Genomic DNA, 26,888 nt, shown 5'->3' with positions numbered 1-26,888 from the left:
GACTTGCTTTAAATGATAAATTAGTGGCATAAAACTTTACAACTAGCTATTTCTCTTTTGGGATTGTTGGAGATGATGTAGTGACTAGCTTGATTTATTTTTATCTAATAAGTTACTTGAACTTGCTCCAGTCAATGCGCTCGATTTCAGTTATGGTTGCCAATATAGAATCCGCTAAAGGAGGTTGAAACCTATGTTTAGGTTGGTACTGTCTAATATCGCCAAGTCAAAATTACTCCTCTTATTACTATGTAGGCTTTATCTCAGTGGCTTTAATGTCCTATTCTCATACTTAAGTCAGTTAGGACTGGGAACCATAGAGGAGGGCGCTCAGGGGACATTGTTTCAGGTTGCAGCTTATATGATAGGTGGGGCCTTGCTTTATATCTTCTTCTATTACGTCTATAGCCTTAATCTGGCTAAGGTCTTTCAGGAAACAAGTCAATTCATTGTTCAGAAGCTAGTCCAATCCTTTATCAACAAGCGAGATAGTCAAGAACAAACAACAGAGGGAGAGGCGGTTAATTTAATTCATACAGATGCTACCAATATCTCGCTCTTTCTATCGAGTGGCTTGCTGCCTCTTTTGGATACCAGTCTATCCCTGCTTGTTGGCGTCGTCTATGTCATGTCGATGAACCAAGTGATTGGCTCTGTCTTCATATTGGGCGGTTTGCTTATCGGCTTAGGCAACTATCTGCTCACATCGAAAATGGAGATGGCCTACGAGGACTATATGGTTGCGGCTGACCAAAACTATAATTTTTATGAGCAAGTCTTCCGGATTATGCCGATTGTTAAAATTTTTAAGATAAGTGACTGGTTACACCGGAAGCAGGTGAAGTTCTTTTCTAGTCGTGAAAAGCACTTTAATCAATACAATGGCTACTATGCCAATAGTCTAAGTTTAACAGAAGGTGGCGTGATTACCTTTGAGATTATTTCATTAGCGGTAGGTTTATATCTAGTAATTGCTGGACAGTTAGAAATGGCAGTCTTGTTGGGTATCTGGAATGCCGGATTAGGATCAATCATCTATCCTTTATCAGACTTACCTTCCTTATGGAACTATTTTGTCCAATACAGATCCTCTGCTAAGCGAGTATCAACAAAATGGTTAGACGACCAAGCCTCTGGGCAAGCACAAACAAGGGAAGAACATCCGGAGATGGCAGGGAAAGGCATCACATTAGAAAATGTCAGTTTCTCCTACCAGGATAAGCCAGTATTTAATCAGGTTAACTTTAGGTTTGAACCTAAGGGTATTCATTTCTTAGTGGGGCCTAGCGGGTCAGGTAAGTCTACACTCTTAAATTTAATTCTCGGTGTCTATGTGCCTCATGAGGGACGTATTGTATTTGACCAAGCTAATGAAGTGCTAGGGCAAGAGACGATAGGTTATGTGCCACAAAAAGTGACTTTCTTTAACACCAGTCTGCGATCTAATTTGCTAATGGGGCGGACAGTCAGTGATCAGCAAATTAAAGAAGTGTGTACCGCACTGAATATTTGGGAGGTCATTCAACAACTCCCTAAGGGGCTGGATACTGTTTACGGTGAGGACATTAAGTTATCGAATGGGCAAATACGGCGCTTAGCTGTTGCGCGTGCTTTGCTTTCAGGTGCGCATTGGATATTACTCGATGAGCCCTTCTCAGATCTAGATCGAGAAAATCAGGGTTACTTAATGACTTGTTTGCGAGAATTAAGAAATCATTCATTTATAATTGTGACGCATACTTCAGATATGATTCAAGCCAATGATCGAGTGATTGAGGTGCAAAGCTTATGAAACAATTCAGTCATTTACTAAAGCAAACTAAGATTAAGAGCTTAAGCTTGTTGTTTGTATCCTTAGCCTTAAGTGTTGGAGTGGCAATCATGAGGATTGTCGCTGGTTATTTGTATGATCCACTTGTCAGTGCAGCAACGAATCCTCCTTATCAATTTAACTGGCAACTATGCTTTTGGGTGATTGCCTTGAATATTCTCTTGGCAATCGGGATTGGCCTAACGCAACGTGTCAAAGTAAAAAGCAATTTGTATTTGGAAGGCCAAATGACTGGCTACTTCATTAGACATCTGGAGCAAACGGATGGTCTTGCAATTGATAAAAGTGGCATGGGTCCCTGGTTGACACTGTTAATGGATGACATAAAAGAATGTAGTTACTTCTTGTCGACCACTCTGTTCGAGATAGTGATTGGATTAGCGAGTTTTCTTCTTGCTGTGGTCTATGGAATGGGTACTAACTGGCAATTGACGCTAGGGATCCTTTGCGTATCATTCATAGGTGGTTTGTTGATGAAGGGAATCGGCCCTAGGTTACAAGCAGCTAAGGAGGACGAGCAAGCAGCGGAAGAGGACCTTCAACCCCTTATGGTCCAGATTTTGTCGCAAATTCCCCTGATTAGAGCGCACCGAGCCGAGCACTATACAGAAGAACTATTTGAGGAATATCACGCTCATTATAGAAAGCAGCAATATCAGCGGCAGAGACATCGTGCCTTACTCGAATCTTTAAGTATTGGATTAGGTTTTGTGATGACGACTAGCTGGATTTCTTTGGCTTTTATCCTGATGGTTCGAGGTGAATTAACGCTCGGTCAATTATTTAGTTTTATGATTATTGATCGGTATTTTACCTGGGTATTCTTCAACCTTCCTAGTCTCTACAGTGAGTACCTGATGGCTAAAGTCTGTGCTGAACGGATTATGACTTTCAAGAAGGAACACTATAGCCAGCCGGAGGTGGGAGGAATTCACCAAGCTAGCGTATTATCTCTAGTAGATTTGGGTTTTGCATATAGCGACCATCCGGTGTTGGAACATCTAACAACCAAATTTGAAAAGGGAACACAATACGCCTTGATGGGAGCAAGTGGTTCTGGCAAGAGCACAGTCCTGAAGCTATTAGCAGGTATTTACCCTAGCTATAGTGGGACTATTGAGTTGGACGGCAACAGTGTTACTAGTGATACATTGAGTGCGATAGTAAGCTATGTGCCACAAGATAATGTAGTGATCGAAGATACGATTAGAGAGAATATTCTTCTGGGTAGACAGCTTTCGGATGCGGACCTTAACCATATTATCGAGGTGTCTGGTTTGACATCACTTCTTAAACGACTCGATGATGGTTTGGACACTTTGGTAATCTCTGGTGCTAATCAGAACTTATCGGAAGGAGAGATTCAGCGGATTGGTTTCGCGCGTGCCCTAGTTAAAGAGGCGAGTTTCTTGTTGTTAGACGAACCGACTGCGTCATTAGATGTAGAACTCGAGCAGGTGCTGGTTGATTATTATCAAAAGACCGATCAGGGAGTAATTGTTGCCACTCACCGGGACACCAGTTTACCATCTGACTTCGTCCGCATACCCGTTAATTAAGGCAGGAATTATATGAGATTCCCTGCTAATAGAAAACACGCCGGTTGACGGCGTGTTTTTTGCTAGGTACAATACTAGAAGAAATAACCCAATATAGAAAGGAGCCTTATTATGTCGCGACAAAACATCTATGATCAACCGGATTTCTTCGCTGGCTACCAGCAGATACGCCAGCGTCAGGATAATGCCAATGACTTAATCGAGACTCCTGCGCTCATGCAGTTATTGCCTGATCTAACTGACAAACGCCTCTTGGATCTCGGCTGTGGCGCGGGTGATCATTGCCAGCTGTTCATTGAGCGTGGAGCAGCACACGTGCTAGGCGTTGACCTCTCCGAGAAGATGCTGTCCTTGGCCCAACATCAGCATGCCCACCCCGCTATTCGCTATCAACGTCTAGCCATGGAAGATATAAGCCAGTTGCAGGGGCCTTTCGATGTGGTGGTCAGTTCTTTGGCCTTCCATTATGTGGCTGACTACCCTGCGCTGGTGGCGGACATCTACCAATTGTTAGCTCCCGGTGGCGTGCTGGTCTTCTCTCAGGAACATCCGCTGGTGACCTGCCATGAGACAGGCGAGCGCTGGACGTATGATAAGGATGGGCAGAAGCGCTATGCCAACATTGCCCACTATAGCCAGGAGGGACAGCGTCAGACGGACTGGTTGGTCGACCAGGTGATCAAGTACCACCGTACCTTCGAAACCTTGATTAACACCCTCTTGGACAAGGGCTTTCGTCTCCAACAAATCGTGGAACCACATGGCAGTCCTGCCCTACGTGCACAATACCACCGATATGAAGACACACGTCATCGGCCGGATTTTCTCGTAATTCGGGCGGTCAGGGAAGGGTGAAGGCCAAATCCTTTCACGGTCTTAGATGAAGTATTAGTGCGGTCTGTATCAGCGCGACTATGTCACACTCACTTACAGTGAACACGAAACAAGGCGTCGGTTGACGGCATATTGGTTGCTCGGTTACAATAAAAGCGAGAATGCAATGAATCAGAAAGGAGCCTGCCCATGGCCTCTGTCACTCTCCAACTGGACGCAGCCACCCGCGCCCAAATGAAAGCAAGCTACGCCGACTACCTGCTAGATCCGGTGCCTCATAGTGAATTCCGCGCCCAAGTCGACGGCGTCACCATTACGGCCTATGCCAGTGGTAAGGTCCTCTTCCAGGGCAAGGATGTGGAAGCTCAGGTAGCCCGCTGGCAGGGGCAGGCGACTTCTGCGCCGACTAGCAAAACGAGTTCTGGCTCAAGCCAGGCCAAAGCAGCCAATCACGAACACTTGCCTGATGACTTCGCTAACTGGACCATTATCGGCAGCGACGAGGTGGGCAACGGCTCCTACTTTGGGGCATTGACGGTCTGCGCCGTCTACCTAGATGCCGGAGATCGGGCAAAGATCGAAGGCTTGGGTGTTAAGGATTCTAAGCTCTTGTCGGATGCCCAGATTCTGGAACTAGCCCCTAAGTTACGTCAAGTTCTGACCCATGAGCTGACTATTTGCTCGCCAGCCAAGTATAACGAGGCCAACAAGACCCGCAATGCCAATGCCATTAAGGTTAGCCTCCATAACTTCACCATTCAGAAGCTCTTGGCTAAGTTGTCAGCCCGCCAGAAGTTGGCCCTGCAAGGGGTTCTGATTGATGAGTTTACCAGCCCTCAGAACTATTTTAACTACCTTAAGAAGGAAGCTCATCCCCTGACCAAGGGCCTCTATTTCGCCGAGAAAGGGGAGAGTGCCCACTTGGCAGTAGCCTGCGCCTCTATTATCGCCCGGGCCTGGTTCCTGGAGTCCCTGACCACCTTCGGGGCGCCTTATGATGTGGTCCTGCCATCAGGGGCGGGTGCCAATGTGGATGCTTTTGCGGCCAAGCTCATTAAAAAGTTCGGTCCTGATGTCTTAAGAGAAACAGCCAAGCTCCACTTCAAGAATACGGAAAAGGCCCTTGCCCTAGCGCGCAAGCTTAAGTAGGCCAGAGGCAAAAGAATAGCGACCTGTTTACTAGTCAAGTAAGCAGGTGCTTTTTTGTTTTTATCGTGTTTTTTTAGTCGTGAGTCTATCGAAAAGTTTGAATTAGAGCGCTTATGCAAGCGATTTACGAATGGTTCTAGAATACACAAAATTTATATACAAATCTTGACGGTTTTGGTAGAATGAGATTGGTAGATACTACCATCAAACATTCCAAAAGACACTAACTCGCTAGAAAACCGCCGCTAGAGAGTGTGTAATATGGGGATAGGAGTGATTATTTGAAAAAACATAAGCTACACAGTCTTCTGATTGTTTTGCTGATGGTTCTGCAAGTCTTCGCCAGCCCTCTTGTGGCCTTAGCGCAAGAAGCAGGGACACCGGCAGCACCAGCAACAGAAGCAGTTCAGCCAGCTACTGAGAATGCTGCAAACGGTGAGGAAGGCAAGGAAGATACTGCTCAAGAGGGAGATGCAGAAGTAGACGCACAAGCTGGGCATTTTCCGCAAGCGCAGGTTCAGCCATCACAATATGAGATGACCACCAACTTCACCATCAATACATATCCGGTACAAAAAAATGGGAAATACGGGGAAGGGAAATTCTACATTGCCCCAACCTACAAGATTCCTAACAAGGTGACCTTAAAGAATGGGGATACCCTTACCTATACAGTACCTAATGTATTCCACGTTGAGGCAACCGGCGTAACAGAAGTTTCGGCTGGTGGCGAAGTTGTTGGGAATGTGGTGGTAGATCCAGCAACTAATACTGCAACTTTAACCATTACTAACGAAGCCTATTTTGCTAAACTCAATGAAGAGAAGACACTAACCATGTCCTTTACGGCGGTTTGGGCAGATAGCGTGCCTAAGAATGTAGTGCAGAACTTTACCATGCCAGGCGCTGGTGATTATGCTCTGACACGTATTGTGGTCGATGAAGACCCAACTGGTTACACCAAGTGGGGGGTGCAAAACAAAGATAACCCAGAATTAATCGACTGGCGGATTCGCGTTAACCGATATGCTAAGGCAGGCGTGACCAATGCAGTGATTAAAGACGCCATCCCAGAAGGCCAAGAATTTGTTGGCGAGATGACAGGGTATTATTTCACTGACTGGGAAAATGGGACTCGGGTAGACTCCTTTGCTGGTACAACGATCACCAATGAAGATGACAATAACTTCACAGTGATTCCTAACAAGGGCGGTAGCTTAGACGGACGTGGTCTCTACCTAATCTACCAAACGCGTATTACTGAACCGGTTGACCCTGTCACCAAACGGGCAACCAACCATGTAAGTTTCACTTCTGACACAGATAAGCAAGAATTTGATGGCTTTGCGCCATTAAAAACGACGGATGGTGTCGGGACGGGTGCTCGTTCAGACGTGGTGGTTTTCCAAGTGAATAAGAAATTGGAAGGTCGCCAAATAAAGGCCCAAGAATTCGAGTTCCAATTAGTGAAAGCTGCCGACAATTCTGTCGTGGCGACTGCCAAGAACGACGAAAACGGCCTTGTTAAATTCAAGAAAGTTAAGTTCAAGACAGAAGGGGAATTTACTTACAAGATTCGCGAAGTCAAAGGCGACTTGCCAGGTGTGACTTATGACGAAAATGAAATTACAGCGACTGTTAAAGTAACCAACAAGGCAGGTGTTAAGACGGCTCAAGTGACTTATGATCGCGAAGCCTTCACCAACACTTATAAGGCAGCAGCAACCAGCCTAGTAGTCAAAGCAAGCAAGAAATTGGCAGGTGCAACTTTAGCAGCGGATCAATTCACTTTCGAGTTAGTGGACAAAGCAACTGGCCAAGTAGTTGGTACAGCTAAAAACAAGGCAGATGGCTCTGTTGAGTTCCCGGCACTAAACTACGATGTTGCAGGTAACCACACTTACACGATTCGTGAGAAAAATGAAGGGGCAGCAGGTTACACCTACGACGTTAAAGAAGTAGAAGTGACGGTAGCCGTTACCGACAACGGACAAGGTCAGTTAGCTGCCAATGCCACCTACTCTTCTGAAGAAGGTTTCACCAACACTTATAAGGCAGCAGCAACCAGCCTAGTTGTCAAAGCAAGCAAGAAATTGGCAGGTGCAACTTTAGCAGCGGACCAATTCACTTTCGAATTAGTGGACAAAGACGGTAAAGTAGTTGGCACCGCTAAGAACAAGGCAGACGGTTCTGTTGATTTCCCAGCTCTAAGCTTCGATGCGGCAGGCGATTACAGCTTCAAGATTCGTGAGAAGAATGAAGGTGCAGCAGGCTACACTTATGACTCAACCGAATTTGATGTAGCAGTAGCAGTTACAGACAATGGTAAAGGTCAATTAGAAGCAAAAGCAACTTACGCTAAAGAAGCAGCTTTCTCTAACACTTACAAGGCAGCAGCAGCAAGCGTTGTAGTGAAAGCAAGCAAGAAATTGGCAGGTGCCACTTTAGCAGCGGACCAATTCACTTTCGAATTAGTGGACAAAGCAACTGGCCAAGTAGTTGGCACTGCTAAGAACAAAGCAGATGGTACTGTTGAATTCGCAGCAGTAAGCTTCGATGCAGCAGGTAACTACGACTTCAAGATTCGTGAGAAGAATGAAGGCGCAGCAGGCTACACTTATGACGCAAGTGAATTTGATGTAGCGGTCGCTGTAACTGACAATGGTCAAGGTCAATTAGAAGCCAAGGCTAGCTATGCTAAGCCAGCAGAATTCTCTAACAGCTACAAGGCTGGAGCAGCTAGCTTAGTAGTGGATGCTAAGACAGTCATCAAACAAGGCCCTAAAGAAGAAGACGTACCAGTCAAGAAGGACCAATTCACTCTTGAATTAGTAGATAAGGACGGTAAGGTGCTTCACGCACTTAAGAACGACGAAAATGGTAAAGTGGTCTTCCCGGCCCTAACATTTGATGCAGCGGGCGAATATACTTATACACTTCGTCAAGTAAAAGGTTCTGAAGCAGGCATGACTTATGATGACAAGACTTACACAGTCAAAGTCACCGTGACTGACAACGGTCAAGGTCAATTACTTGTCCAAGCAGAAAATGCAACGGGTGTAGTCTTCGTTAACCGTCTAGCAGAGACAAGTCAGACTGAAGATCCTGGCAAAGACCCAGGCAAGAAGGAAGAGAAGAAATTACCGAAAACAGGTGAAGCTAGCTCAATCCTTTTGATTGGCTTAGGCTTTGTATTAGCGATTGCGGCAGGACTCGTAGTGAGACGTGAGCAAGTTAAAAACTAATAAGGGCACGTCTAATCAGGCTGAAAGGCCAAAAAGGAACTAGGATATAAACCTAGTTCCTTTTTTCTTGGTGAAGTTAGAGATCAAAAGAGGAGAGAAACATTTTCTCTCCTCTTTTGATAGTTACTAGTTATTAACTGGATGGGGCGCCGCCTTAGGATGAAGGGAGACCCAGACAACGGCCGCAATGATCAGGACCATGCCCAATAAATCAATCAGGTAGAAGTGCTCGCTCATCAATAAGAAGGCAAAGAAGACAGCAGAGATGGGCTCTGAAGCCCCTAGGAGAGAGGCTTCCATAGGCCCCACCAAGGCTACCCCCTTAAGGAAGAGGGAGTAGGCCAAGAGGGTGCCGACCACCACTAAGCCTGCCATGGCAAGAATTGTCAGAGGCTGCCAGTCAATTGGATAGGTCCAGGTCTGGTTAGCCAGGAAGAGGCTAGCACCGCCTAGCAGTAAGCCCAAGCCGGTCACCAAGGTGGCATTATGACGCTGTAAGAGGTCAGCTGGCAAGACCGTGTAGAGGGCGTAGCCGACAGCAGCCACTAAGCCCCAACTTAGGCCAGCCGGTGTTAGGCTCAGGCTGGTGATGTCGCCATGAGTAGCAATCAGAGCTGTGCCCAGAATGGCTAAGCCAATGGCAGCTAGCAGTTGGCCAGTTGGAACTTGGCGAGTCTTGAGGCTGACATAGGCGATGACCAGAATCGGGCTGGTATATTGAAGGACGGTGGCAGTCCCGGCATTGGAGGCGCCAATGGCTTCCAGATAGGTAAGCTGACAGAGCACAATCCCAAAGATAGCGAAGATAAGCAGTTGGACTAGGCTGCGCTTATCTTGGCTCATGGCTTTGAGCTGGGGCCGTTGACACATCAAGAGATAGGTCGTCATAATGAGGCCTGCTAGTAACATTCGGATTGAGACGACAATCCGAGCCGGAATTTGGGCGGTCTGCATCAAGTACTGACCGCAGACTCCCGATAGGCCCCAAGAGGCTGCCCCCAAAATCGTATAAAGTCGTCCTTTCCATAATGCCGTCATGGTCTCTTCCTCCTTGTTTTCAACGCTTATCAGTATACACAATTTCTCAGTCCTTGTCATGACCCTTTTGCCCAGTGAGAGAGACTTATTGGCAGAATTGCTTTTAGTTTCTTTTGTACTTATTTTTTGATACACTAAGGTTAATCAAGCTAAGGAGTGACTGCTCATGGAAAATAAACGACGTTTCCGCGCCGTAATTGAAGGTACCGAATATACGATTGTGGGAAATCGCTCAGCGACTCACCTCAATCAGGTGGTAGAATTAGTTAACAGCCAATTGGCTCAGTTAGCCGAGTTAGCCCCTGATATGTCGGCACGCGATCGGGCCATCCTCATGTCGGTCAATGCCTTATCTGATCAACTAGTTAAGGAACAACGCATTGCGGAATTGGAAGCTCAGCTCCAAAGCCTGCAAGCCAAGGGCAGCTCTCAAGCTCAGGCTCCTAAGTCTCCAGTAGCCGAGCCTAAGAAGGCCAGCCCTCAGGTTCCCTTTACCAGAAAGTAATACAGAATGTAATTAAGGAGGAAATCCTTCATGTTAACCTTACTCATGCTTTTGATTCTCTTGTATGCCTTCTACCGCGGTTATCGCCGTGGCTTGGTTATGCAAGTGGTGCGTCTGATTGGCTTTGTCATTGCTATGACCATCGCCAATCGCCACTATCAACCATTGGCACGTTTTATCTCTAACTTTATTCCTTTCCCATCGGTTCAACAGAATACCCAAATGACCTTCTATGACCAAGCCACTAGCTTCGTCATCGACCAGGCCTTCTATCGGGTGGTGGCCTATGTTGCCATTGTGGTGGTAGGTTGGTTAGTGACCGAGTTTATTAGTCTCTTCTTCCGTAAGCTAGCCTTCTATGAAGTTTTCAAATGGGCTAACCACATTGGGGGCGGGCTAATTAGTGTCCTCATCGCCTATATCTGGATTTTCTTCTCGCTCTTTACCTTATCCTTGGTACCGCTAGAAGGCATCCAACAACAATTCGTTAATAACCCGATTGCTTATCGGGTCGTGTCTCAGACACCTGTCTTATCTGATATGGCCAACCGCCTCTGGCTCCAGGCCAATCCCAACAATAACAACAATCGTTAATATTAAAGGAGGAATTCAAGGTGACGAATCAGAAGATTTTTAGCACCTTGGAATTCGGTAAAATCAAACAAGCCGTGCAACATTATCTCCAGACCGAGTCGGCTGAGCGCCTGGTTCAAGCCATGGCGCCTAGCGACCAGCTGGATATCATTCAAACATGGCAGTCAGAAACCGAGCAAGCGCTCGGTATTTTGATGCAAGGAAAAGTATTACCGATTCCACGCCTAGTCAATATCGACATGGCGCTTAAACGCTTGGAATTAGGCGCCAGTCTTAATGGTCAGGAACTGGCCGGCATTGCCAAGCTCCTATCGACCATCCACCAACTCATGAAGTTCTTCGACCAGTTGGCAGCCGAAGAGAAGACCTATCCAGCCCTTACGGCCTGGGTCTACCAAGTGGTGACCTTGCCAGAAATTGAAGCAGAACTGGCCCAAGCCATTGATGAAGATGGTTCGGTCCTCTCATCGGCTTCGGTTCTCTTAGCCAGCATCCGTCGCCAACAAGGTCAGATGGAGCAGCAAATCCGTCTGCAACTTAACCAATTGCTTAAGTCTAAGGCCAGCCAATTGTCTGATGCTTTGGTCACCATGCGGAATGACCGTTATGTTTTGCCGGTCAAGGCCGAGTACAAACACCAATTTGGCGGGACGGTTCACGACCAGTCTTCAACGGGGCAGACACTCTATATTGAGCCCCAGGCTGTTATGGAGCTTAACAACAAGCGAGCTGAATTGCAACGAGCCGAACGCCAAGAAATTGAACGGATTTTAATGGCCCTGTCTGAAGCTCTCATGCCTTATCAAGAAGAACTCAAGCGTAACGAGTGGGTTGTGGCTCATTTGGACTATATCCAAGCCCGCGCCCACTATGCAAAGTCACTAGAGGCCACTCGACCAAAATTCTCCGATCAGCAAATCGTGGCCATCTACCAAGCCCGTCATCCCCTGATTGCAGCAGATAAGATTGTGCCCAACGATATTATTCTGGGTGAGCACTATCAGGCCCTAATCATTACCGGTCCTAACACAGGTGGGAAGACCATTTTGCTTAAGACGCTGGGTCTCTTACAGTTGATGGGCCAGTCGGGTCTCCATATCCCGGCTGAGGCGGGGAGCCGCCTGGGCATTTTTGATGCCGTCTATGCCGACATCGGAGATGAGCAGTCCATTGAGCAGAACCTGTCCACCTTTAGTTCCCACATGACCAATATTGTCAGTATCTTGAATCAGGTGACCGACCGGTCCTTGGTTCTCTTTGACGAGCTGGGTTCGGGGACGGACCCTCAAGAAGGGGCCCTCCTGGCTATGGCCATCCTCAACCATTTGCGTAAAATTGGGACCCTAGTCATGGCAACCACTCACTATCCTGAGCTCAAGCTCTATGCCCATGAGACCGCTAATACCCTCAATGCCAGCATGGAATTCGATGCCCAGACCCTGTCACCAACCTATCGCCTCTTGCTAGGGGTGCCGGGCCGGTCTAACGCCTTTGATATTTCAGGGCGTTTGGGTTTGGATCCAAGTATTTTGGAAGAAGCCCGTCAAGGGATTAAGGAAGATAGTCAGGCCCTTAATGACATGGTGGCTAAACTAGAAGAAGAGCGGCGTCAAGCTGAGTTAGACCATGAAGCAGCCCAAGAATTGCTGGAAGAGGCCCAACAGCTACATGCCGATTTGCGACATGAATACAATCGCTGGCTAGAAGCCAAGGAACGCCTCCAAGACAAGGCCAAGCAAGAAGCCAATGCCAAGGTGGCCCAGGCTCAGGCCCAAGCCGAAGCCTTGATTCAAGAGATTCGTGACTTGCAGTTAGAACAAGGCCAGAATCAGACCATCAAGGAACATGTCTTGATTGAGAAACGAGCTGGCTTCGAGCAACTCAAGCAACCCGAAAATCTCAAGAAGAATAAGGTCCTTAAGAAGGCTAAGAACAACCGTCAACTCAAGGTAGGGGACGATGTGGAGGTCTTAAGCTATGGCCAACGCGGGACTATTATAGAAGTCAAGGGCAAGGAATACATTGTCCAAATGGGGATTCTTAAGATGAAGTTTGATCAGGAAGAACTAGAGCCGCTCAATCAAGTGGAGACCAAGACCAAGGTCAATGTTCACCGTCAAGCAGGACCTAAGGTTCAGACTAGCTTGGACCTACGGGGCGAACGCTATGAGCAAGCCCTCTATCGTCTGCGCCAATACCTGGATGCGGCGCTACTGTCTAACCATCCTATGGTCACCATTATTCATGGTAAGGGGACCGGGGCGCTGAGACAAGGAGTTAAGGAAGTCCTAGCCAAACATCCTCAGGTTGACCGCTTCGAATATTCGCCAGCCAATGCAGGTGGTAATGGTTCGACCATCGTTTATTTCAAGTAGTGAGCAAAAAAATAGGCGTCCTCACAGTCCAGTGATACAATAGGAGTATCACAAGCAAAAGGGGAGTCTGTATTATGACAAAACATTTAACAGATGCTGAATTTTTAACTTCAACTGCAGAAGGCGTAACCGTTGTTGACTTTTGGGCACCATGGTGTGGACCTTGTCGTATGCAAGGGCCAGTTATCGATGCGCTCAGCGAGAAATATGACGGTCAAGTAGAATTTTTCAAGATGAACGTAGATGAAGAGCAAAAAGTAGCTCAAGAGTTTGGCGTTATGTCCATTCCAACACTCTTGATTAAGAAAGATGGTCAGCCCGTTGAAAAACTCATCGGCTACCATGACCAAGCTAAGTTAGAAGCTATTCTAGCACAATACTTATAAGCCAATTAGCCTGTGAGCTAGCCGGCTTAGAAACCAAGAGGCGACTCCCTGGTGAGTTCGCCTTTTTTGGTCGTCCAAATAGGAGGGCATTAGCCCCTATCTATAAGAAAAAACTATAGATAAGAGGCCCTGGGAGCAAATGTATTTTTAGTGTCTTTTTATAGGGCCTGAGGTCATTATATCAGGTCTTGAGACACCTAGTATCGAAATGTTAAACGAACAAATATTTTATAAAAAATTCAAACTCTAAAATTCGTTAATTGGAAGCGGTCACTTGAATTGTCAAGCAGATTTGAAAGTGATATAGTAGAGTAATAATGTGTGCTTTTCTATGGAATTGTAGTCAATCTCTTACGAACGCACAAAAAATACAATGGAGGAAAGAAGGGAAGACGTGTGGAAGAATCACGCATATTTGAACTCTTTGGCTTAGCCTTCAGTTGGAATACAGTGCTGGCGACCATTGCGACAGTGCTCCTGATATGGGGCTTGTGCGTTTGGTGTACGCGTAAACTGTCGGTTGACCAACCAGGTAAACCGCAATTGTTCCTAGAAACCATCATCGACTTTGTCCGCGGTATCGTGGGTGGGGCCATTACGGATCCCAATGCCCAAATGTACCAACTACTTGGGCTGACATTGTTCTTGTTTGTTTTCGTGGCTAACATGCTAGGCTTACCATTCATGCTTAACTATGGCGAACATTCCTATTGGCGTAGCCCAACGGCTGACCCAATCGTCTGCTTGTCCATGGCAGCCTTAATGATTCTGCTCTCCCACTATATTGGGGTTGAGAAACAAGGTTTCAAGGGTTATCTGATTAACGGCTATACCAAGCCAATGAAGGCCATGATTCCGTTGAAAATCATTGAAGAGTTCACCAACACGATTACCCTGGCCTTACGGCTCTACGGGAACATCTTCGCGGGTGAAGTCCTACTGGGCTTGATTGCTAACTTGGCAACCTCTGCCGGTCTAGTCACTTGGCCTGTCGGGATTCTGATCCAAATTATTTGGCAAGGATTCTCACTCTTTGTAGGTTCCATTCAAGCCTACATCTTCGTCACCTTAACCATGGTTTACATGTCCCATAAGGTTGAGACGGAACACGAATAAACTGACTATATTTATTGATTAAAGGAGATATATTATGGATTACGCAATCGCTGCTGCAATCGCTGTTGCCTTCGCTGCATTAGGGGCATCAATCGGGAACGGGATGGTTATTTCTAAGACCATCGAATCAATCGCTCGCCAACCAGAATTGGAAGGTAAATTACGGATGACCATGTTCTTGGGTGTCGGTCTGATTGAAGCCGTGCCAATCATTGCGGTCGTTATCGCATTACTTTTCGCCTTCAAATAAGCCAGCTGACACTTGAAGGTCAAATTCGGGAGGCTATATATGAACACGCTGTTATTAAATACAAGTATCAATACCTCGTTGGGCCATACCATTGTTACCTTGGTGGCCTTCGTGATTTTGCTTCTCATCGTGAAACACTTTGCCTGGGGCCCGCTGACTAAGATTTTGTCAGAGCGCAAACAGGTCATTGACCACGACATTCAGACGGCTGCTTCTGAGAAGGCAGCTGCCCAAGACGCCAACCGTGATGCGCAATTAGCCTTGCGTGACGCACGGGCGGAAGCAACTCAAATTATCTTGCAAGCTAAGAAACAAAGCCTGCAAGTTCAAGACACCATGCTCAAGGAAGCCAAAGAAGAGGTTATCCGCATGAGGGAGACCGCTCAGAAGGATATTGCCTTGGAACGTCGCCGTATGTTAAGTGACTTACGGGCAGAATTGACTGACATCTCCATTGAGATTGCTGAGAAGATTATCCAACGGGAAATCAAACCAGAAGACTATCACCGTTTAGTGGACGACTTTATTGAAGGAATGGATGATTTATCATGACAGAAGAAGTAAAGCAAGCCTCTGTCTCTCTCAAGCGTCCTCAAATTGCTGATATGGAAGAGGCTAAGAAGAAGCGGGAGAAAACCTTCGAAGATAAATTGTTGCGCAAGATGCAACAAGAATACCTGGAAACCTATCATGGTGAGGTCGCCCAGGCTGCGGCTAGTAATCAAACAAGGGAGTCGTCTGATTCCGATCAGGTTCGGGACGAAAACCGGACCCAGTATGAGGACCGTCTCTTAGACAAGCTCATGGCGCAAATTTCTAGTGGTTATGAAAACCATGATGAACGTCGCCGCCAAGTCCGTTCTGAGACCTTGATGATTACCAGTGCCGTGCCTTTGACTGAAGATGAGAAGGAAAAGATGACCCGTAAATTCATGGAAATTACTAAGAAGCCTCTGCGTCGCATTACGACGGTGGTCGACCCTAGCTTGATTACTGGGGTGCGTCTACAGTCAGAGACCTTCTACTATGAAGTGACAGGGCAGAAGAAATTAAGAGAAATACGTGCCTTCTTAGAAAAAGGCTGGTTACAAGGAGATGAATCGTAGATGACAGAGCGTTTAGAAGATCGTTTACGTCAACAGATCCGCCGCTTTAGATCGCAAGACAATTTAGAAGAAATCGGGACGGTCACCTTTATCGGTGACGGGATTGCCCGTGTTATTGGGCTAGAGAATGTCATGTCAGGTGAGATGGTCGAGTTCGCCAATGGCTCCATCGGCATGGTGCAAAACCTAGAATCCAATGATGTCGGGATTATCATTTTCGGTAAGTACGAGAATATCCACGAGGGTGACTTAGTCCGCCGTCTGGGTAAAATCATGGAAGTCCCAGTAGGTCCTGGCCTATTGGGGCGTGTTGTGGATCCGCTGGGTCGTCCATTGGATGGCTTAGGTCGGATTGACAGCAACCGGACCCGTCCAGTTGAGACACCTGCGCCTGGTATCATGGACCGCCAGAGTGTGAATGAACCAATGCAAACAGGGATTAAGGCAGTTGACGCCCTAGTACCAATTGGTCGTGGTCAACGGGAACTGATTATCGGGGACCGTAAGACAGGGAAGACTTCCTTAGCGGTTGATGCCATTATCAACCAAAAGGGTAAGGATGTTATCTGTATCTACGTGGCCATTGGTCAGAAGGAATCCACCGTTAAGAACCTAGTTAACACCTTAGAACAATATGGGGCCATGGACTATACCGTAGTCGTGACAGCTTCTGCCTCACAACCTGCGCCTTTACTTTACCTAGCGCCTTATTCAGGGACCGCGATTGGGGAAGAATTCATGTATAATGGTCAGCATGTCTTGGTGGTCTATGATGACCTATCTAAGCAAGCTGCGGCCTACCGTGAAATGTCCCTCCTGCTCAAGCGCCCACCAGGTCGTGAAGCCTATCCAGGGGACGTCTTCTACTTGCACTCACGCCTCTTAGAGCGTAGTGCCAAACTCAGTGACGCCTTAGGTGGTGGGTCCTTGACCTCACTGCCAATCGTGGAAACCCAGGCTGGTGACATTTCAGCCTACATTCCAACTAACGTCATTTCCATTACCGACGGTCAAATCTTCCTGGAAAGTGACCTCTTCTTCTCGGGTATTCGACCTGCTATTAACGCTGGTCTGTCAGTTTCCCGGGTAGGGGGGGCAGCTCAGCTCAAACCGATGAAACAGGTCTCTGGGACCTTGCGGATTGACTTAGCCAGCTACCGTGAATTAGAAGCCTTCACTCAGTTCGGTTCAGACCTAGATGCGGCTACGCAACACAAGCTCAACCGTGGGAAACGGACCGTAGCGGTGCTCAAGCAGAAGCTGCACAAGACCTTGCCAGTTGAAGAACAAGTGGTCATCCTCTATGCCTTGATTCATGGCTATATGGATTCTGTGCCATTGGAAATGATTGAAGACTATCAAGACCAGCTTATGACCTTCTTCCGAGATAACTACGATGTCATCTTGCATGAGATTGTGACTAAGAAGGTTCTACCTGATCAACAACTCATGGATAGCATCTTGGCTGAATTCGGCCAACGCTTCCAACCATTAAGTGCGCGGCCTTTGGTCGCTGACTAAGCCTGAGGAGGGGCGGACATAAATGGCTTTAAATGAAATTAAAAAGCGGATTGAGTCCACTAAAAAGACTGCCCAAATCACCAATGCCATGCGGATGGTGTCGGCTGCCAAGTATAACAAGATGGCCCAAGACGCCAAGGATTACTTCCTCTATGCCGAGAAAGTGCGCAAGATGGTCTCCCATGTGGCGAAGTCCCAGTTGGAGCTCTTAGACGATGGGGTGCCCATTCGTCAAGACGGGCTCAACTATATCGACTTTCACGATATGCTCTTAGAGCGTCCCGTTAAGAAGACCGGCTATCTGATTATTTCCTCTGACCGTGGTTTGGCGGGGAGCTACAACTCCTCCATTATCAAGGCGGTCCAACAGATGTTTGAAGAAGACCATGCCGACAAGAGTGAGATTGTGGTCTTGGCGATTGGGGAGCCGATTGCCAAGTTTTGCCGGGAGAACGGCTACTATGTTGCCAAGGAAATGCATGACATTTCTGACCGACCAACCTTCGGCGAGGTGCAAGCCATCGTCAAACGGGCGGTCAAGCTCTTCAAGGAGCAGGCCTTCGATGCCCTCTATGTCTGCTACAATCACCATATTAACGCGGTTAGTTCCCAATTCCGGGCTGACCAGGTCTTGCCTTTGACTGATTTAGATGTCTTAGATGAGGACGAGGATGATATGGCCAATGTTGACTATCTAGTAGAGCCCTCTCAAGGGGCCTTGCTGGACGTGCTCCTGCCACAGTTTGCAGAGAGTCAGATCTATGGGGCCATTGTCGATGCCAAGACGGCTGAACACGGCAGTCGTATGAATGCTATGCGCAGTGCGACAGACGCAGCCAATGAGATGATTGACGCCTTGAAGCAACAATTCAACCAAGAACGTCAATTACGAGTAACCAATGAAATTTTAGAGATTATCAATGGGGCCAATGCCCTGAATGATAATAAGAAGAAGGAGGATTAGACCATGCGGATTGGACGAATTGAGCAAGTCATCGGCCCAGTTGTCGATGTGGCTTTTCCGGTTGAAAATGGGGTGCCTGATATTCACCATGCCTTGGTGGTCACCCGTCAACCCGTCAGTGAAGCAATGGACTTGTCAGATGTAGACCTGTCCCAATCCATTACCCTAGAAGTTGCCTTAGACTTAGGGGATGGGGTGGTGCGGACCATCGCCATGGAATCTACCGACGGGCTCCAGCGTGGGCTAGCCGTACTGGATACAGACCGTTTGATTGAAGTGCCGGTAGGGGAAGTGACCCTGGGCCGGGTATTCAATGTCTTAGGTCAACCAATTGATGATATGGGTCGCCTTGATGGTGACCATGAGGTGCGAGGGATTCACCGTCCAGCACCAACTTTTGAAGAATTAAGTTCTAGTTATACCATTCTTGAGACCGGGATTAAGGTCATCGACCTCTTAGCCCCTTATATCAAAGGGGGTAAAATCGGCCTCTTCGGCGGTGCCGGGGTAGGGAAGACGGTCCTCATTCAAGAATTAATTCATAACATTGCCGAGCAATTAGGGGGGATTTCGGTCTTCACTGGGGTCGGCGAACGGACGCGTGAAGGGAACGACTTGGTTTTCGAAATGCGTGAATCCGGGGTTAACAAGAAGACTGCCATGGTCTTCGGCCAAATGAACGAGCCACCTGGTGCCCGTATGCGGGTTGTCTTAACTGGTTTGACCATGGCCGAATACTTCCGTGATGAGCTCAAACAAGACGTGCTGCTCTTCATCGACAACATCTTCCGTTTCACCCAAGCGGGTTCAGAAGTCTCTGCCTTACTGGGCCGGATGCCTTCTGCCGTGGGTTACCAACCAACCTTGGCTTCAGAAATGGGGGCCATGCAAGAACGGATTACCTCAACTAAGAATGGGTCCATTACCTCTATCCAGGCCGTCTATGTGCCTGCCGATGACTATACGGACCCGGCGCCAGCTACCACCTTCGCTCACTTGGATGCGACCACCAACTTGGAACGTCGCTTGACCGAGCAAGGGATTTACCCAGCGGTGGATCCACTGGCTTCCACTTCAAGTGCCTTGGCAGAAGAAATTGTCGGCCAACGCCACTACAGCATTGCCCTTAAGGTACAGAAGATTCTGCAACGCTATCGTGAGCTGCAAGATATCATTGCCATTCTGGGGATTGAAGAATTATCTGACGAAGAGAAAATCGTGGTTAAACGTGCACGTCGTCTGCAATTCTTCCTATCGCAAAACTTCCACGTAGCCGAAGCCTTTACCGGGATTCCTGGTTCCTTCGTGCCAATTGAAGAAACCCTTCATGGCTTTGAAGGAATTGTGGACGGTAAGTACGATGCCTTACCTGAAGAAGCCTTCCGTAATGTGGGGCCAATTAGCCAAGCCATTGAGAAGGCACGTAAAATGGGCGTTGACTTGCCAGCAGGCTTAGATTAAGAAGGTGACCACTATGGCCAATCCAAAGGACCAGCATACCATGCGGGTACGCATTTACTCGCCTCAAGGGGTTATCTATGATCACCAAGCCCTGTCCTGCAGCGTACGGGCAGTAGATGGTGGCCTAACCGTTCTACCTAACCATACGCCAATTTTGGCACCGCTAGAACTTAGCGTTGTCAAGGTGGTACGGGTGCATGAAGGCTTTACCGATGACTTTATCGCCATTAATGGTGGCGTCTTGGAAATGCGCAACAATGAAGTAGAGATTATCTCTAACTATGCAATTCGTGGGAAAGACATTGATGAAGCTCAAGTAAGTGTGGAACAACAAGAAGCCGAGATTAATATGCAAGAAGCCATTGCCAACAAGGATAACAAGGCCTTTGTCAAGGCTAAGATTGAATTGGACCGGGCAATGAACAAGATTACGGCCTTCCGCCGCAAGCGGGGCCTCTAGGAAAAGGGCTGAATATCAGCCCTTTTTTCATGCCTTAGGGGCAATTAACTCGCATTTTTAAGTGGGATGGGCTATAATGAACTGTTATTAAAGTGAGAAAGGAAGAGCTCATGTCAGCTTATGTTATTTTAGTCAGACTCTGTCTGGCCATCCTCTTCGCTGGGGTCATCGGATATGACCGCCAACGCAAGAACCGGCCGGCTGGTCTGCGTACCCATATTTTAGTTTGTATCGGGGCCACTGCCATTTCCATGATTCAATCGGCTGTCTTCTATCAAAAAATGCACGGCTTCCCTGAAATCGAAGTGGACCAAGTGCGTTTGCTAGCGCCTATTGTCAGCGGGATTGGTTTCCTTGGTGCCGGGACCATTGTGGTCACCAAGCAAAGGGTAGCCGGCCTGACCACGGCTGCTTCCCTCTGGACAACTGCGGCGCTGGGGATAGCCCTCGGTATGGGTTACTATGAAATTGCTGGTTTGACTTTCTTAGGGGTTATTTTCTCCCTAACGGTCATTCGCTTTATCGTCCGTATCCCCGATGTTCGGCGTCTGGAAATTCAATATGTGCACCGGGTGGCTACCAAGGAATTCTTTGCCGACTTCTTCAAGACGCATCACATTGAACTGACCGATGTTCAATTCGATGTAACCAATGTAGACGGCAAGAAGATTTACCGCAATACCTTTACCATCCACTTGCCTAAGGACCTAACTCACGTCCAATTAATCGAAGAATTATCCACCAATCCAGATATTATGAAAGTTCGCCTAGTCTCAATTAATGAATAGCTTGTCATGACTGAACTTTTCTGCTACACTTAGTGTATTCACATAAGAGACGATGAAGAGAAGGGGTTCAACCGCCTAATCCAGAGAGGAAGCCTCAGGCTGAAAGCTTCCACAGGATGAACCAAGTAGCTCAGAGTATCAGGTGCCAACGACAGCCCGCTGTCCAGTAGTCCCTGACGGAGGAGACACTCCGATAGCAACAGACGAGTGATAAACTTAGGTGGTACCGCGACTTAGCTCGCCCTAGGCAGCCTTGTGCTGACTAGGGCGATTTTTATTTTGCCCCCGAGACTTCATCAATCAAAGTAAACCCATCATCAACTATCAGGAGGATTCTTATGACCAAAGAACTATCAACCAAGTATAATCCCCAGGCCATTGAAGCCGGGAAATACGAAGAGTGGTTAGAACGTGGCGTCTTTAAGCCATCGGAAGACCCAGAAGCAGAACCTTATTCTATTGTCATTCCACCACCAAACGTGACCGGTAAACTACACCTGGGCCATGCCTGGGACGTAACCTTGCAAGATATGATTATCCGTCAGAAACGGATGCAAGGCTTTGATACCCTCTGGTTACCTGGGATGGACCATGCTGGGATTGCCACCCAAGCCAAGGTTGAAGAAAAATTACGTGGCCAAGGCCTGTCTCGTTATGACCTAGGTCGGGAGAAATTCCTGGAACAAACCTGGGCTTGGAAGGAAGAATATGCCGGCCACATTCGCCAACAATGGGCTAAGATGGGGATTTCTGTCGACTACAGCCGCGAACGCTTTACTCTGGATGAGGGCTTGTCAGAAGCTGTTAAGAAGGTTTTCGTAACCCTCTATGAGAAGGACTTGCTCTACCGTGGCGAATATATTATCAACTGGGACCCAGCAGCTAAGACTTCCTTATCTGATATCGAAGTCATCCATAAGGATGTAGAAGGTGCTTTCTACCATATGAAGTATCCTTTGGCAGACGGTTCTGGCTACTTAGAAGTGGCGACTACCCGTCCTGAAACCCTCTTAGGGGATACGGCCGTGGCGGTTCACCCGGACGATGAACGCTATCAAGCCTTGATTGGCAAAAAGGTGATCTTGCCATTAGTTAACCGCGAAATTCCAGTGATTGCTGATGAATATGTTGAGCAAGACTTTGGGACTGGGGTAGTTAAAATTACGCCAGCTCACGACCCTAACGACTTTGAAGTGGGGAACCGTCATGACTTGCCACGTATCAATGTTATGAACGATGATGCCACCATGAACGAATTAGCAGGCAAGTACCAAGGTATGGATCGCTTTGCCGCACGTAAGGCGGTGGTAGCGGACTTAGACGCTGCTGGCCTCTTAATTAAGATTGAACAACACTTTCACTCTGTGGGTCACTCTGAACGGACTGGTGTCGTGGTAGAACCTCGTCTGTCGACTCAATGGTTCGTCCGCATGGGGCCTTTGGCTGAGCAAGCCATTGCCGCTCAGAAGGCTCAAGGGGAGAATACCGTTAACTTCTACCCACCGCGCTTTAACGATGCCTACATTCGTTGGATGGAAAACATTCACGACTGGGTAGTATCCCGTCAACTATGGTGGGGGCACCAAATCCCAGCCTGGTATCACAATGAGACAGGTGAAGTTTATGTGGGCATGGAAGCACCTGCAGATAGCCAAAACTGGACCCAAGATCCAGACGTCTTAGACACTTGGTTCTCAAGTGCTCTTTGGCCATTTTCAACTATGGGTTGGCCTGATGAAGAATCAGCTGACTTCAAACGCTACTTCCCTAACAACACCTTGGTAACGGGCTATGACATCCTGACCTTCTGGGTTAGTCGCATGATGTTCCAAAGTTTGGAATTCACCGGTCGTCGTCCTTTCCAAAATGTCCTCATCCATGGTTTGATTCGGGATGCGGAAGGTCGCAAGATGTCCAAGTCCCTGGGGAATGGGGTGGACCCAATGGATGTCATCGAGCAGTATGGGGTAGACTCCCTGCGTTGGTTCCTGGCCAATGGTTCAGCACCTGGCCAAGATGTCCGCTTCTCGACTGATAAGATGGATGCAGCTTGGAACTTCATCAACAAGATTTGGAATGCCAGCCGTTATGTGCTCATGAACGTGGGCGACTTGACCTTGGATAACTTGTCCATTGGCCAAGACTTGACCCTAGCAGACCGTTGGATTCTAGCCCGTCTCCAAACCACTATTGCAGATGTGACCCGTCTCTTTGAACGCTTCGAGTTCGGGGAAGCTGGCCGAATCCTCTATAGCTTCATCTGGGACGACTACTGTGACTGGTACATTGAAATGACCAAGGAGCAACTCCAAGACAAGGAAGCCGCTAATACAACCACCAAATCTATTTTGGTCTTTGTCTTAGATCAATTCCTCCGTCTGCTCCACCCAATCATGCCATTTGTGACGGAAGAAATCTGGCAACAAATTGGTGGTCAAGACAAGTCTATCGTGGTGGCGGACTACCCACGCGTAATGGAGGCATATCAAGATAGCCAAGTGGAAGCTCAAATGGCTCAGTTAATGGAATTAATTCGTGCCGTGCGGACCATCCGTAACGAGATGAATACGCCATTATCTAAGCCGGTAGATCTCTACATTAAGGTCCAAGATGAAGCAGGCCAAGCCCTCTTGGAGGCTAACCAAGCCTACATCAAGCGCTTCTGTAACCCAGCGCAGCTGCTAATCAGCCAAGCACCCGAGCATCCGGAAGAAGTGGTAACCCAAGTCTTGAGCTTCGCTGAGATTTTAATGCCACTTAAGGGCTTGATTAAGCTAGAAGATGAGTTAGCCCGTCTGGAAGGCGAACAAGCTAAGTTAGAGAAAGAAGTCGCACGTATTGATGGCAAATTGTCTAACGAGAAATTCGTTTCACGCGCGCCTGAACAGGTGGTGGCGGAAGAGCGCAACAAGCGTCAAGGCTACCTCAGCCAATTAGAGACCGTTAAGGAACGGATTCAACAAGTCAAAGACTTAATGTAAGTAGCGTGCTATTAGAAGGCTAGGACAGTAGTCCTAGCCTTCCGTCTATGCTTTGATTTAAGTTAGGACTTAAGAGGAGGATGTCATGGGACAAGAAATTACAAGTATTGAAGCCGCACATGATTGGCTCAGTCGGCAGACCAGTCACCAGCTAAGACCAGGTTTTGACCGTATGCGTTATGCGCTCACCATTCTTGGCCAGCCACAAGCGTCTCTACCAAGCATTATTCAACTAGCTGGTACCAATGGCAAGGGCTCAACCTTGGCCTACTTACAGGGTTTGTTTATCAGCCAAGGGCTGAGAGTGGGGGCTTTTTCCTCGCCACATATCTTGGCATTCAACGAGCGACTCATGGTTAGCGGCCAGCCCATTGAGGATGAGAAACTAGTGGAATTGGTCCGTACTATGGTTGAGCTTAATGAAGAATTGATAGCCCAAGATTGGGGTCCGCTCTCTGGCTTTGAACTCTATACCGTCATGATGCTAGTCTATTTTAGCCAGTGTCAGCTTGATGTCTGCCTGATTGAAGTAGGGGTAGGGGGGCTCTGGGATTGCACCAATGTGCTGGAGGCTGATATGGCCCTGATTACCACCATTGGCTTTGATCACCAGGACCGACTAGGCCATAGTCTGGCAGAGATTGCCCAGCAAAAGTTTGGCATTATTAAGCCAAGCACTAAGATAGTGGGGCTAGGGCGCCTACCCCAAGAAGCCTTGGCAGTCTTACCTGAAATGCTGGTTAATCTCAACTTCCAGGGGGAGCTTATGCAACTAGGCTGGGATTACCATGTTACTCCTGTGCAAGAAGGCAGAGGCCTAAGTAAACGAAGCTGGCAAGTGACTTTGCCATCAGGGCGACACTTTGACCAGGTGACCATTGCCATGTTGGGCCAGCACCAGGGAGATAATCTAGCCCTAGCCTTGGCAGGATTTGAAGCTTGGATGATTAATAAGAAAAAGGAAATCCATTGGGATCTAGCCTTATCCGCTTTAGAGCAAGTAATTTGGCAGGGGCGCCTAGAGTGCTTAAGTCAGTCGCCACTTATTTTGGTTGATGGTGCTCATAATAGTCAAGGGCTCCAAGCCTTGGATGACTTCCTGACGCATGATTTGGCAGATTACCAGGTGACGGTAATTTTTGCTGGCCTCAAGCGCAAGGACCAGGCTAGCCACCTAGCTTATCTGAATAAGTGGGCGGAAGAGGGGATGGCAGTCTATCTGTCGACCTTTGACTATCCTGGTGCTATGACCCAAGCGGATTGGCAGGCGCAAACAGTCTTGCCTTTCCTAGACTGGCAGCCTAAGCTAGCTGACTATCAAATTAGCCAGCAGGAAGCGAAAAAAGCCTTGATTTTGACTGGGTCTCTCTATTTTATTAGTCAGGTTAAGGAATTTTTGAAATAAATTATATATAAAATTAAATTACAAAAACCGGTACCGAAATTGGTCAAAAAAATAAAGCGATGGAAGTTCCATCGCTTTTTGTGTGTTAATTGGCATTAAGCTAATTTTTCAACATTTGCTGCTTGAGGACCACGAGCGCCTTCTTCAACTTCGAAGTTAACAACTTGGCCTTCTTCTAAGGTTTTATAGCCTTCACCCAAAATCGCAGAAAAGTGAACGAATACATCGTTGCCGTTTTCGCGTTCGATAAAACCGAAACCTTTTTCTGAGTTAAACCATTTTACCTTACCTTGCTCCATTATGCAATTCCTCCTTGTGCTGTCGCACAGTCTATATTATATTCTAGCCGTCGTTAGAAGGTGATAGGGACATCGCGATCTTACTAAACATAAAATATAAGTTTATTATAGCACTTACTATACAAATTGCAAGCGTTATACTAAAAATAATTGGAAATACTATGCATATCTCTTAAAGATACTGACGCAACTTATTGGTTGTACGGACAATTTAGTGGAATAGTTTAGTCGTTTCCCGCAAGCTAACATAGTCATCATGGCCAATAATGAAGTGGTCTAGCAGTTCGATGCCCATCAAATCGCCACATTGAATCATACGTTGGGTGAAGTGCAGGTCAGCCTGAGAAGGCTCAGGATCCCCAGAGGGATGGTTGTGGGCGATGATGAGGCGGGCAGTCGGATACTTGACGGCTTCCTTGAAGATTTCGCGAGGATGAGCCACGCTAGCATTGACTGAGCCAATAAAGATAATCTGTTGGCGAATGACCTGATTCTTGCTGTTTAGGAAGAGGGCCATGAGGTGCTCCTGCTGCATATCGCAGAGGGCATCGTGCAACCACTGGCCAGCCGCCTTGGTGGAGGTTAAGGTCCCCAACTTAGGCGGTCGCTTCTGGGCGATCCGTTGGCCGAGCTCGATGCAGGCTTGAAGTTGGATGGCCTTGACGGGTCCGATGCCCTTAATGGCTTCAAACTGATCTAGGCTAGCTGTTTTGAGCTCACTCAAGTCCCGAAAATGGGTTAGGACAGCCAGGGATAAGTCTAAGACTCCCAAGTCCTGACTGCCGGTCCCTAGCAGGATGGCCAATAACTCTTGGTTAGATAGGGCCTTAGCACCAAAATGAACCAGCCGTTCCCTTGGCAGGCTATCGGGAGGTAGCTCTCTTAGGTAGCTGACGGTTTTTCTCATAAAATCACTCCTCATATATATATAGCCCAAAGGGGTGGCTTTCGCATTTTTTAGGGCCAAGATTTTTAAGGCGGGGGCGTGTCAGGCAAATTTCAAATATTTCAACGGTCAAGA

The 26,888-nt window shown here is 47.5% G+C and carries 23 protein-coding genes; 20 read left to right on the top strand and 3 right to left on the bottom strand.

What is annotated here, in order from left to right; translation table 11 throughout:
- The first annotated feature begins 193 nt into the window (after positions 1-193).
- The 5 genes from ACO53F_RS03605 (at position 194) to ACO53F_RS03585 (ending at position 8,618) form a co-directional block, all read left to right on the top strand.
- On the top strand, positions 194-1,792 hold the full coding sequence (locus ACO53F_RS03605; RefSeq protein WP_485137338.1) for an ATP-binding cassette domain-containing protein: 1,599 nt from the start codon (positions 194-196) through the stop codon (positions 1,790-1,792).
- Positions 1,789-3,390: an ATP-binding cassette domain-containing protein gene (locus ACO53F_RS03600; protein ID WP_485137337.1), complete on the top strand. Its 1,602-nt coding sequence runs from the start codon at positions 1,789-1,791 to the stop codon at positions 3,388-3,390. The genes ACO53F_RS03605 and ACO53F_RS03600 overlap by 4 nt, the downstream gene beginning before the upstream one ends.
- 111 nt (positions 3,391-3,501) lie before the next feature.
- Positions 3,502-4,245 (top strand): class I SAM-dependent methyltransferase, encoded by a 744-nt coding sequence (locus ACO53F_RS03595; protein WP_485137336.1) that lies wholly within the window; start codon positions 3,502-3,504, stop codon positions 4,243-4,245.
- A 168-nt stretch (positions 4,246-4,413) separates the two neighbouring features.
- Positions 4,414-5,373, top strand: a complete 960-nt coding sequence (gene rnhC / locus ACO53F_RS03590) for a ribonuclease HIII (protein ID WP_485137335.1) — start codon at positions 4,414-4,416, stop codon at positions 5,371-5,373.
- Positions 5,374-5,654: 281 nt separating this feature from the next.
- On the top strand, positions 5,655-8,618 hold the full coding sequence (locus ACO53F_RS03585; protein WP_485137334.1) for a Spy0128 family protein: 2,964 nt from the start codon (positions 5,655-5,657) through the stop codon (positions 8,616-8,618).
- A gap of 126 nt (positions 8,619-8,744) precedes the next feature.
- Here the strand turns inward: ACO53F_RS03585 and ACO53F_RS03580 are convergent, their stop codons facing one another.
- Entirely contained in the window at positions 8,745-9,656 is a 912-nt protein-coding gene (locus ACO53F_RS03580) for a DMT family transporter (protein ID WP_485137333.1), read from the bottom strand.
- 166 nt (positions 9,657-9,822) lie between these two features.
- Between ACO53F_RS03580 and zapA the strand changes: the two genes are divergently transcribed.
- The 15 genes from zapA (at position 9,823) to ACO53F_RS03505 (ending at position 25,568) form a co-directional block, all read left to right on the top strand.
- Positions 9,823-10,161 carry a cell division protein ZapA gene (gene zapA / locus ACO53F_RS03575; RefSeq protein ID WP_485137332.1) on the top strand — a complete coding sequence of 113 codons (339 nt, stop codon included), beginning with the start codon at positions 9,823-9,825 and terminating at the stop codon, positions 10,159-10,161.
- A gap of 30 nt (positions 10,162-10,191) precedes the next feature.
- Complete coding sequence (locus ACO53F_RS03570; RefSeq protein WP_485137331.1) at positions 10,192-10,755, top strand: CvpA family protein; 564 nt, start codon at positions 10,192-10,194, stop codon at positions 10,753-10,755.
- Positions 10,756-10,775: 20 nt separating this feature from the next.
- Positions 10,776-13,130, top strand: a complete 2,355-nt coding sequence (locus ACO53F_RS03565) for an endonuclease MutS2 (protein WP_485137330.1) — start codon at positions 10,776-10,778, stop codon at positions 13,128-13,130.
- Between the two features lie 74 nt (positions 13,131-13,204).
- Positions 13,205-13,516, top strand: coding sequence for a thioredoxin (gene trxA, locus ACO53F_RS03560; RefSeq protein ID WP_485137329.1), 312 nt, complete (start codon positions 13,205-13,207; stop codon positions 13,514-13,516).
- A 396-nt stretch (positions 13,517-13,912) separates the two neighbouring features.
- On the top strand, positions 13,913-14,632 hold the full coding sequence (gene atpB / locus ACO53F_RS03555; protein WP_035364204.1) for a F0F1 ATP synthase subunit A: 720 nt from the start codon (positions 13,913-13,915) through the stop codon (positions 14,630-14,632).
- Positions 14,633-14,666: 34 nt separating this feature from the next.
- A complete protein-coding gene (gene atpE / locus ACO53F_RS03550) occupies positions 14,667-14,882 on the top strand; it encodes a F0F1 ATP synthase subunit C (RefSeq protein ID WP_023391924.1) in 216 nt (71 codons plus the stop codon).
- A 39-nt stretch (positions 14,883-14,921) separates the two neighbouring features.
- Positions 14,922-15,434: a F0F1 ATP synthase subunit B gene (gene atpF / locus ACO53F_RS03545; protein ID WP_485137328.1), complete on the top strand. Its 513-nt coding sequence runs from the start codon at positions 14,922-14,924 to the stop codon at positions 15,432-15,434.
- Positions 15,431-15,988, top strand: a complete 558-nt coding sequence (locus tag ACO53F_RS03540) for a F0F1 ATP synthase subunit delta (RefSeq protein ID WP_485137327.1) — start codon at positions 15,431-15,433, stop codon at positions 15,986-15,988. Before atpF ends, ACO53F_RS03540 begins: the two co-directional genes overlap by 4 nt.
- Positions 15,989-17,509 carry a F0F1 ATP synthase subunit alpha gene (gene atpA, locus ACO53F_RS03535; protein ID WP_023391927.1) on the top strand — a complete coding sequence of 507 codons (1,521 nt, stop codon included), beginning with the start codon at positions 15,989-15,991 and terminating at the stop codon, positions 17,507-17,509. It begins immediately after the preceding gene.
- 22 nt (positions 17,510-17,531) lie between these two features.
- Positions 17,532-18,473: an ATP synthase F1 subunit gamma gene (atpG, locus tag ACO53F_RS03530; RefSeq protein ID WP_023391928.1), complete on the top strand. Its 942-nt coding sequence runs from the start codon at positions 17,532-17,534 to the stop codon at positions 18,471-18,473.
- 3 nt (positions 18,474-18,476) lie between these two features.
- Positions 18,477-19,934, top strand: a complete 1,458-nt coding sequence (atpD, locus tag ACO53F_RS03525) for a F0F1 ATP synthase subunit beta (protein WP_070755098.1) — start codon at positions 18,477-18,479, stop codon at positions 19,932-19,934.
- A gap of 13 nt (positions 19,935-19,947) precedes the next feature.
- Positions 19,948-20,394 (top strand): ATP synthase F1 subunit epsilon, encoded by a 447-nt coding sequence (gene atpC / locus ACO53F_RS03520; protein WP_023391930.1) that lies wholly within the window; start codon positions 19,948-19,950, stop codon positions 20,392-20,394.
- A 110-nt stretch (positions 20,395-20,504) separates the two neighbouring features.
- Positions 20,505-21,182 (top strand): MgtC/SapB family protein, encoded by a 678-nt coding sequence (locus tag ACO53F_RS03515; protein WP_303886048.1) that lies wholly within the window; start codon positions 20,505-20,507, stop codon positions 21,180-21,182.
- 338 nt (positions 21,183-21,520) lie between these two features.
- Positions 21,521-24,163: a valine--tRNA ligase gene (locus ACO53F_RS03510; RefSeq protein ID WP_485137326.1), complete on the top strand. Its 2,643-nt coding sequence runs from the start codon at positions 21,521-21,523 to the stop codon at positions 24,161-24,163.
- A gap of 85 nt (positions 24,164-24,248) precedes the next feature.
- On the top strand, positions 24,249-25,568 hold the full coding sequence (locus tag ACO53F_RS03505; protein WP_485137325.1) for a bifunctional folylpolyglutamate synthase/dihydrofolate synthase: 1,320 nt from the start codon (positions 24,249-24,251) through the stop codon (positions 25,566-25,568).
- A gap of 95 nt (positions 25,569-25,663) precedes the next feature.
- On the opposite strand, the gene ACO53F_RS03500 is transcribed toward ACO53F_RS03505, so the two are convergent.
- Together ACO53F_RS03500 and radC are read right to left on the bottom strand one after the other, a co-directional pair.
- Complete coding sequence (locus ACO53F_RS03500) at positions 25,664-25,867, bottom strand: cold-shock protein (protein ID WP_023391935.1); 204 nt, start codon at positions 25,865-25,867, stop codon at positions 25,664-25,666.
- Between the two features lie 211 nt (positions 25,868-26,078).
- Entirely contained in the window at positions 26,079-26,774 is a 696-nt protein-coding gene (gene radC / locus ACO53F_RS03495; protein ID WP_485137324.1) for a RadC family protein, read from the bottom strand.
- Positions 26,775-26,888 lie beyond the last annotated feature (114 nt).

The sequence above is a fragment of the Abiotrophia sp. genome (genome assembly GCF_057275535.1).
This window is presented reverse-complemented; position numbering and strand designations above follow the sequence as displayed.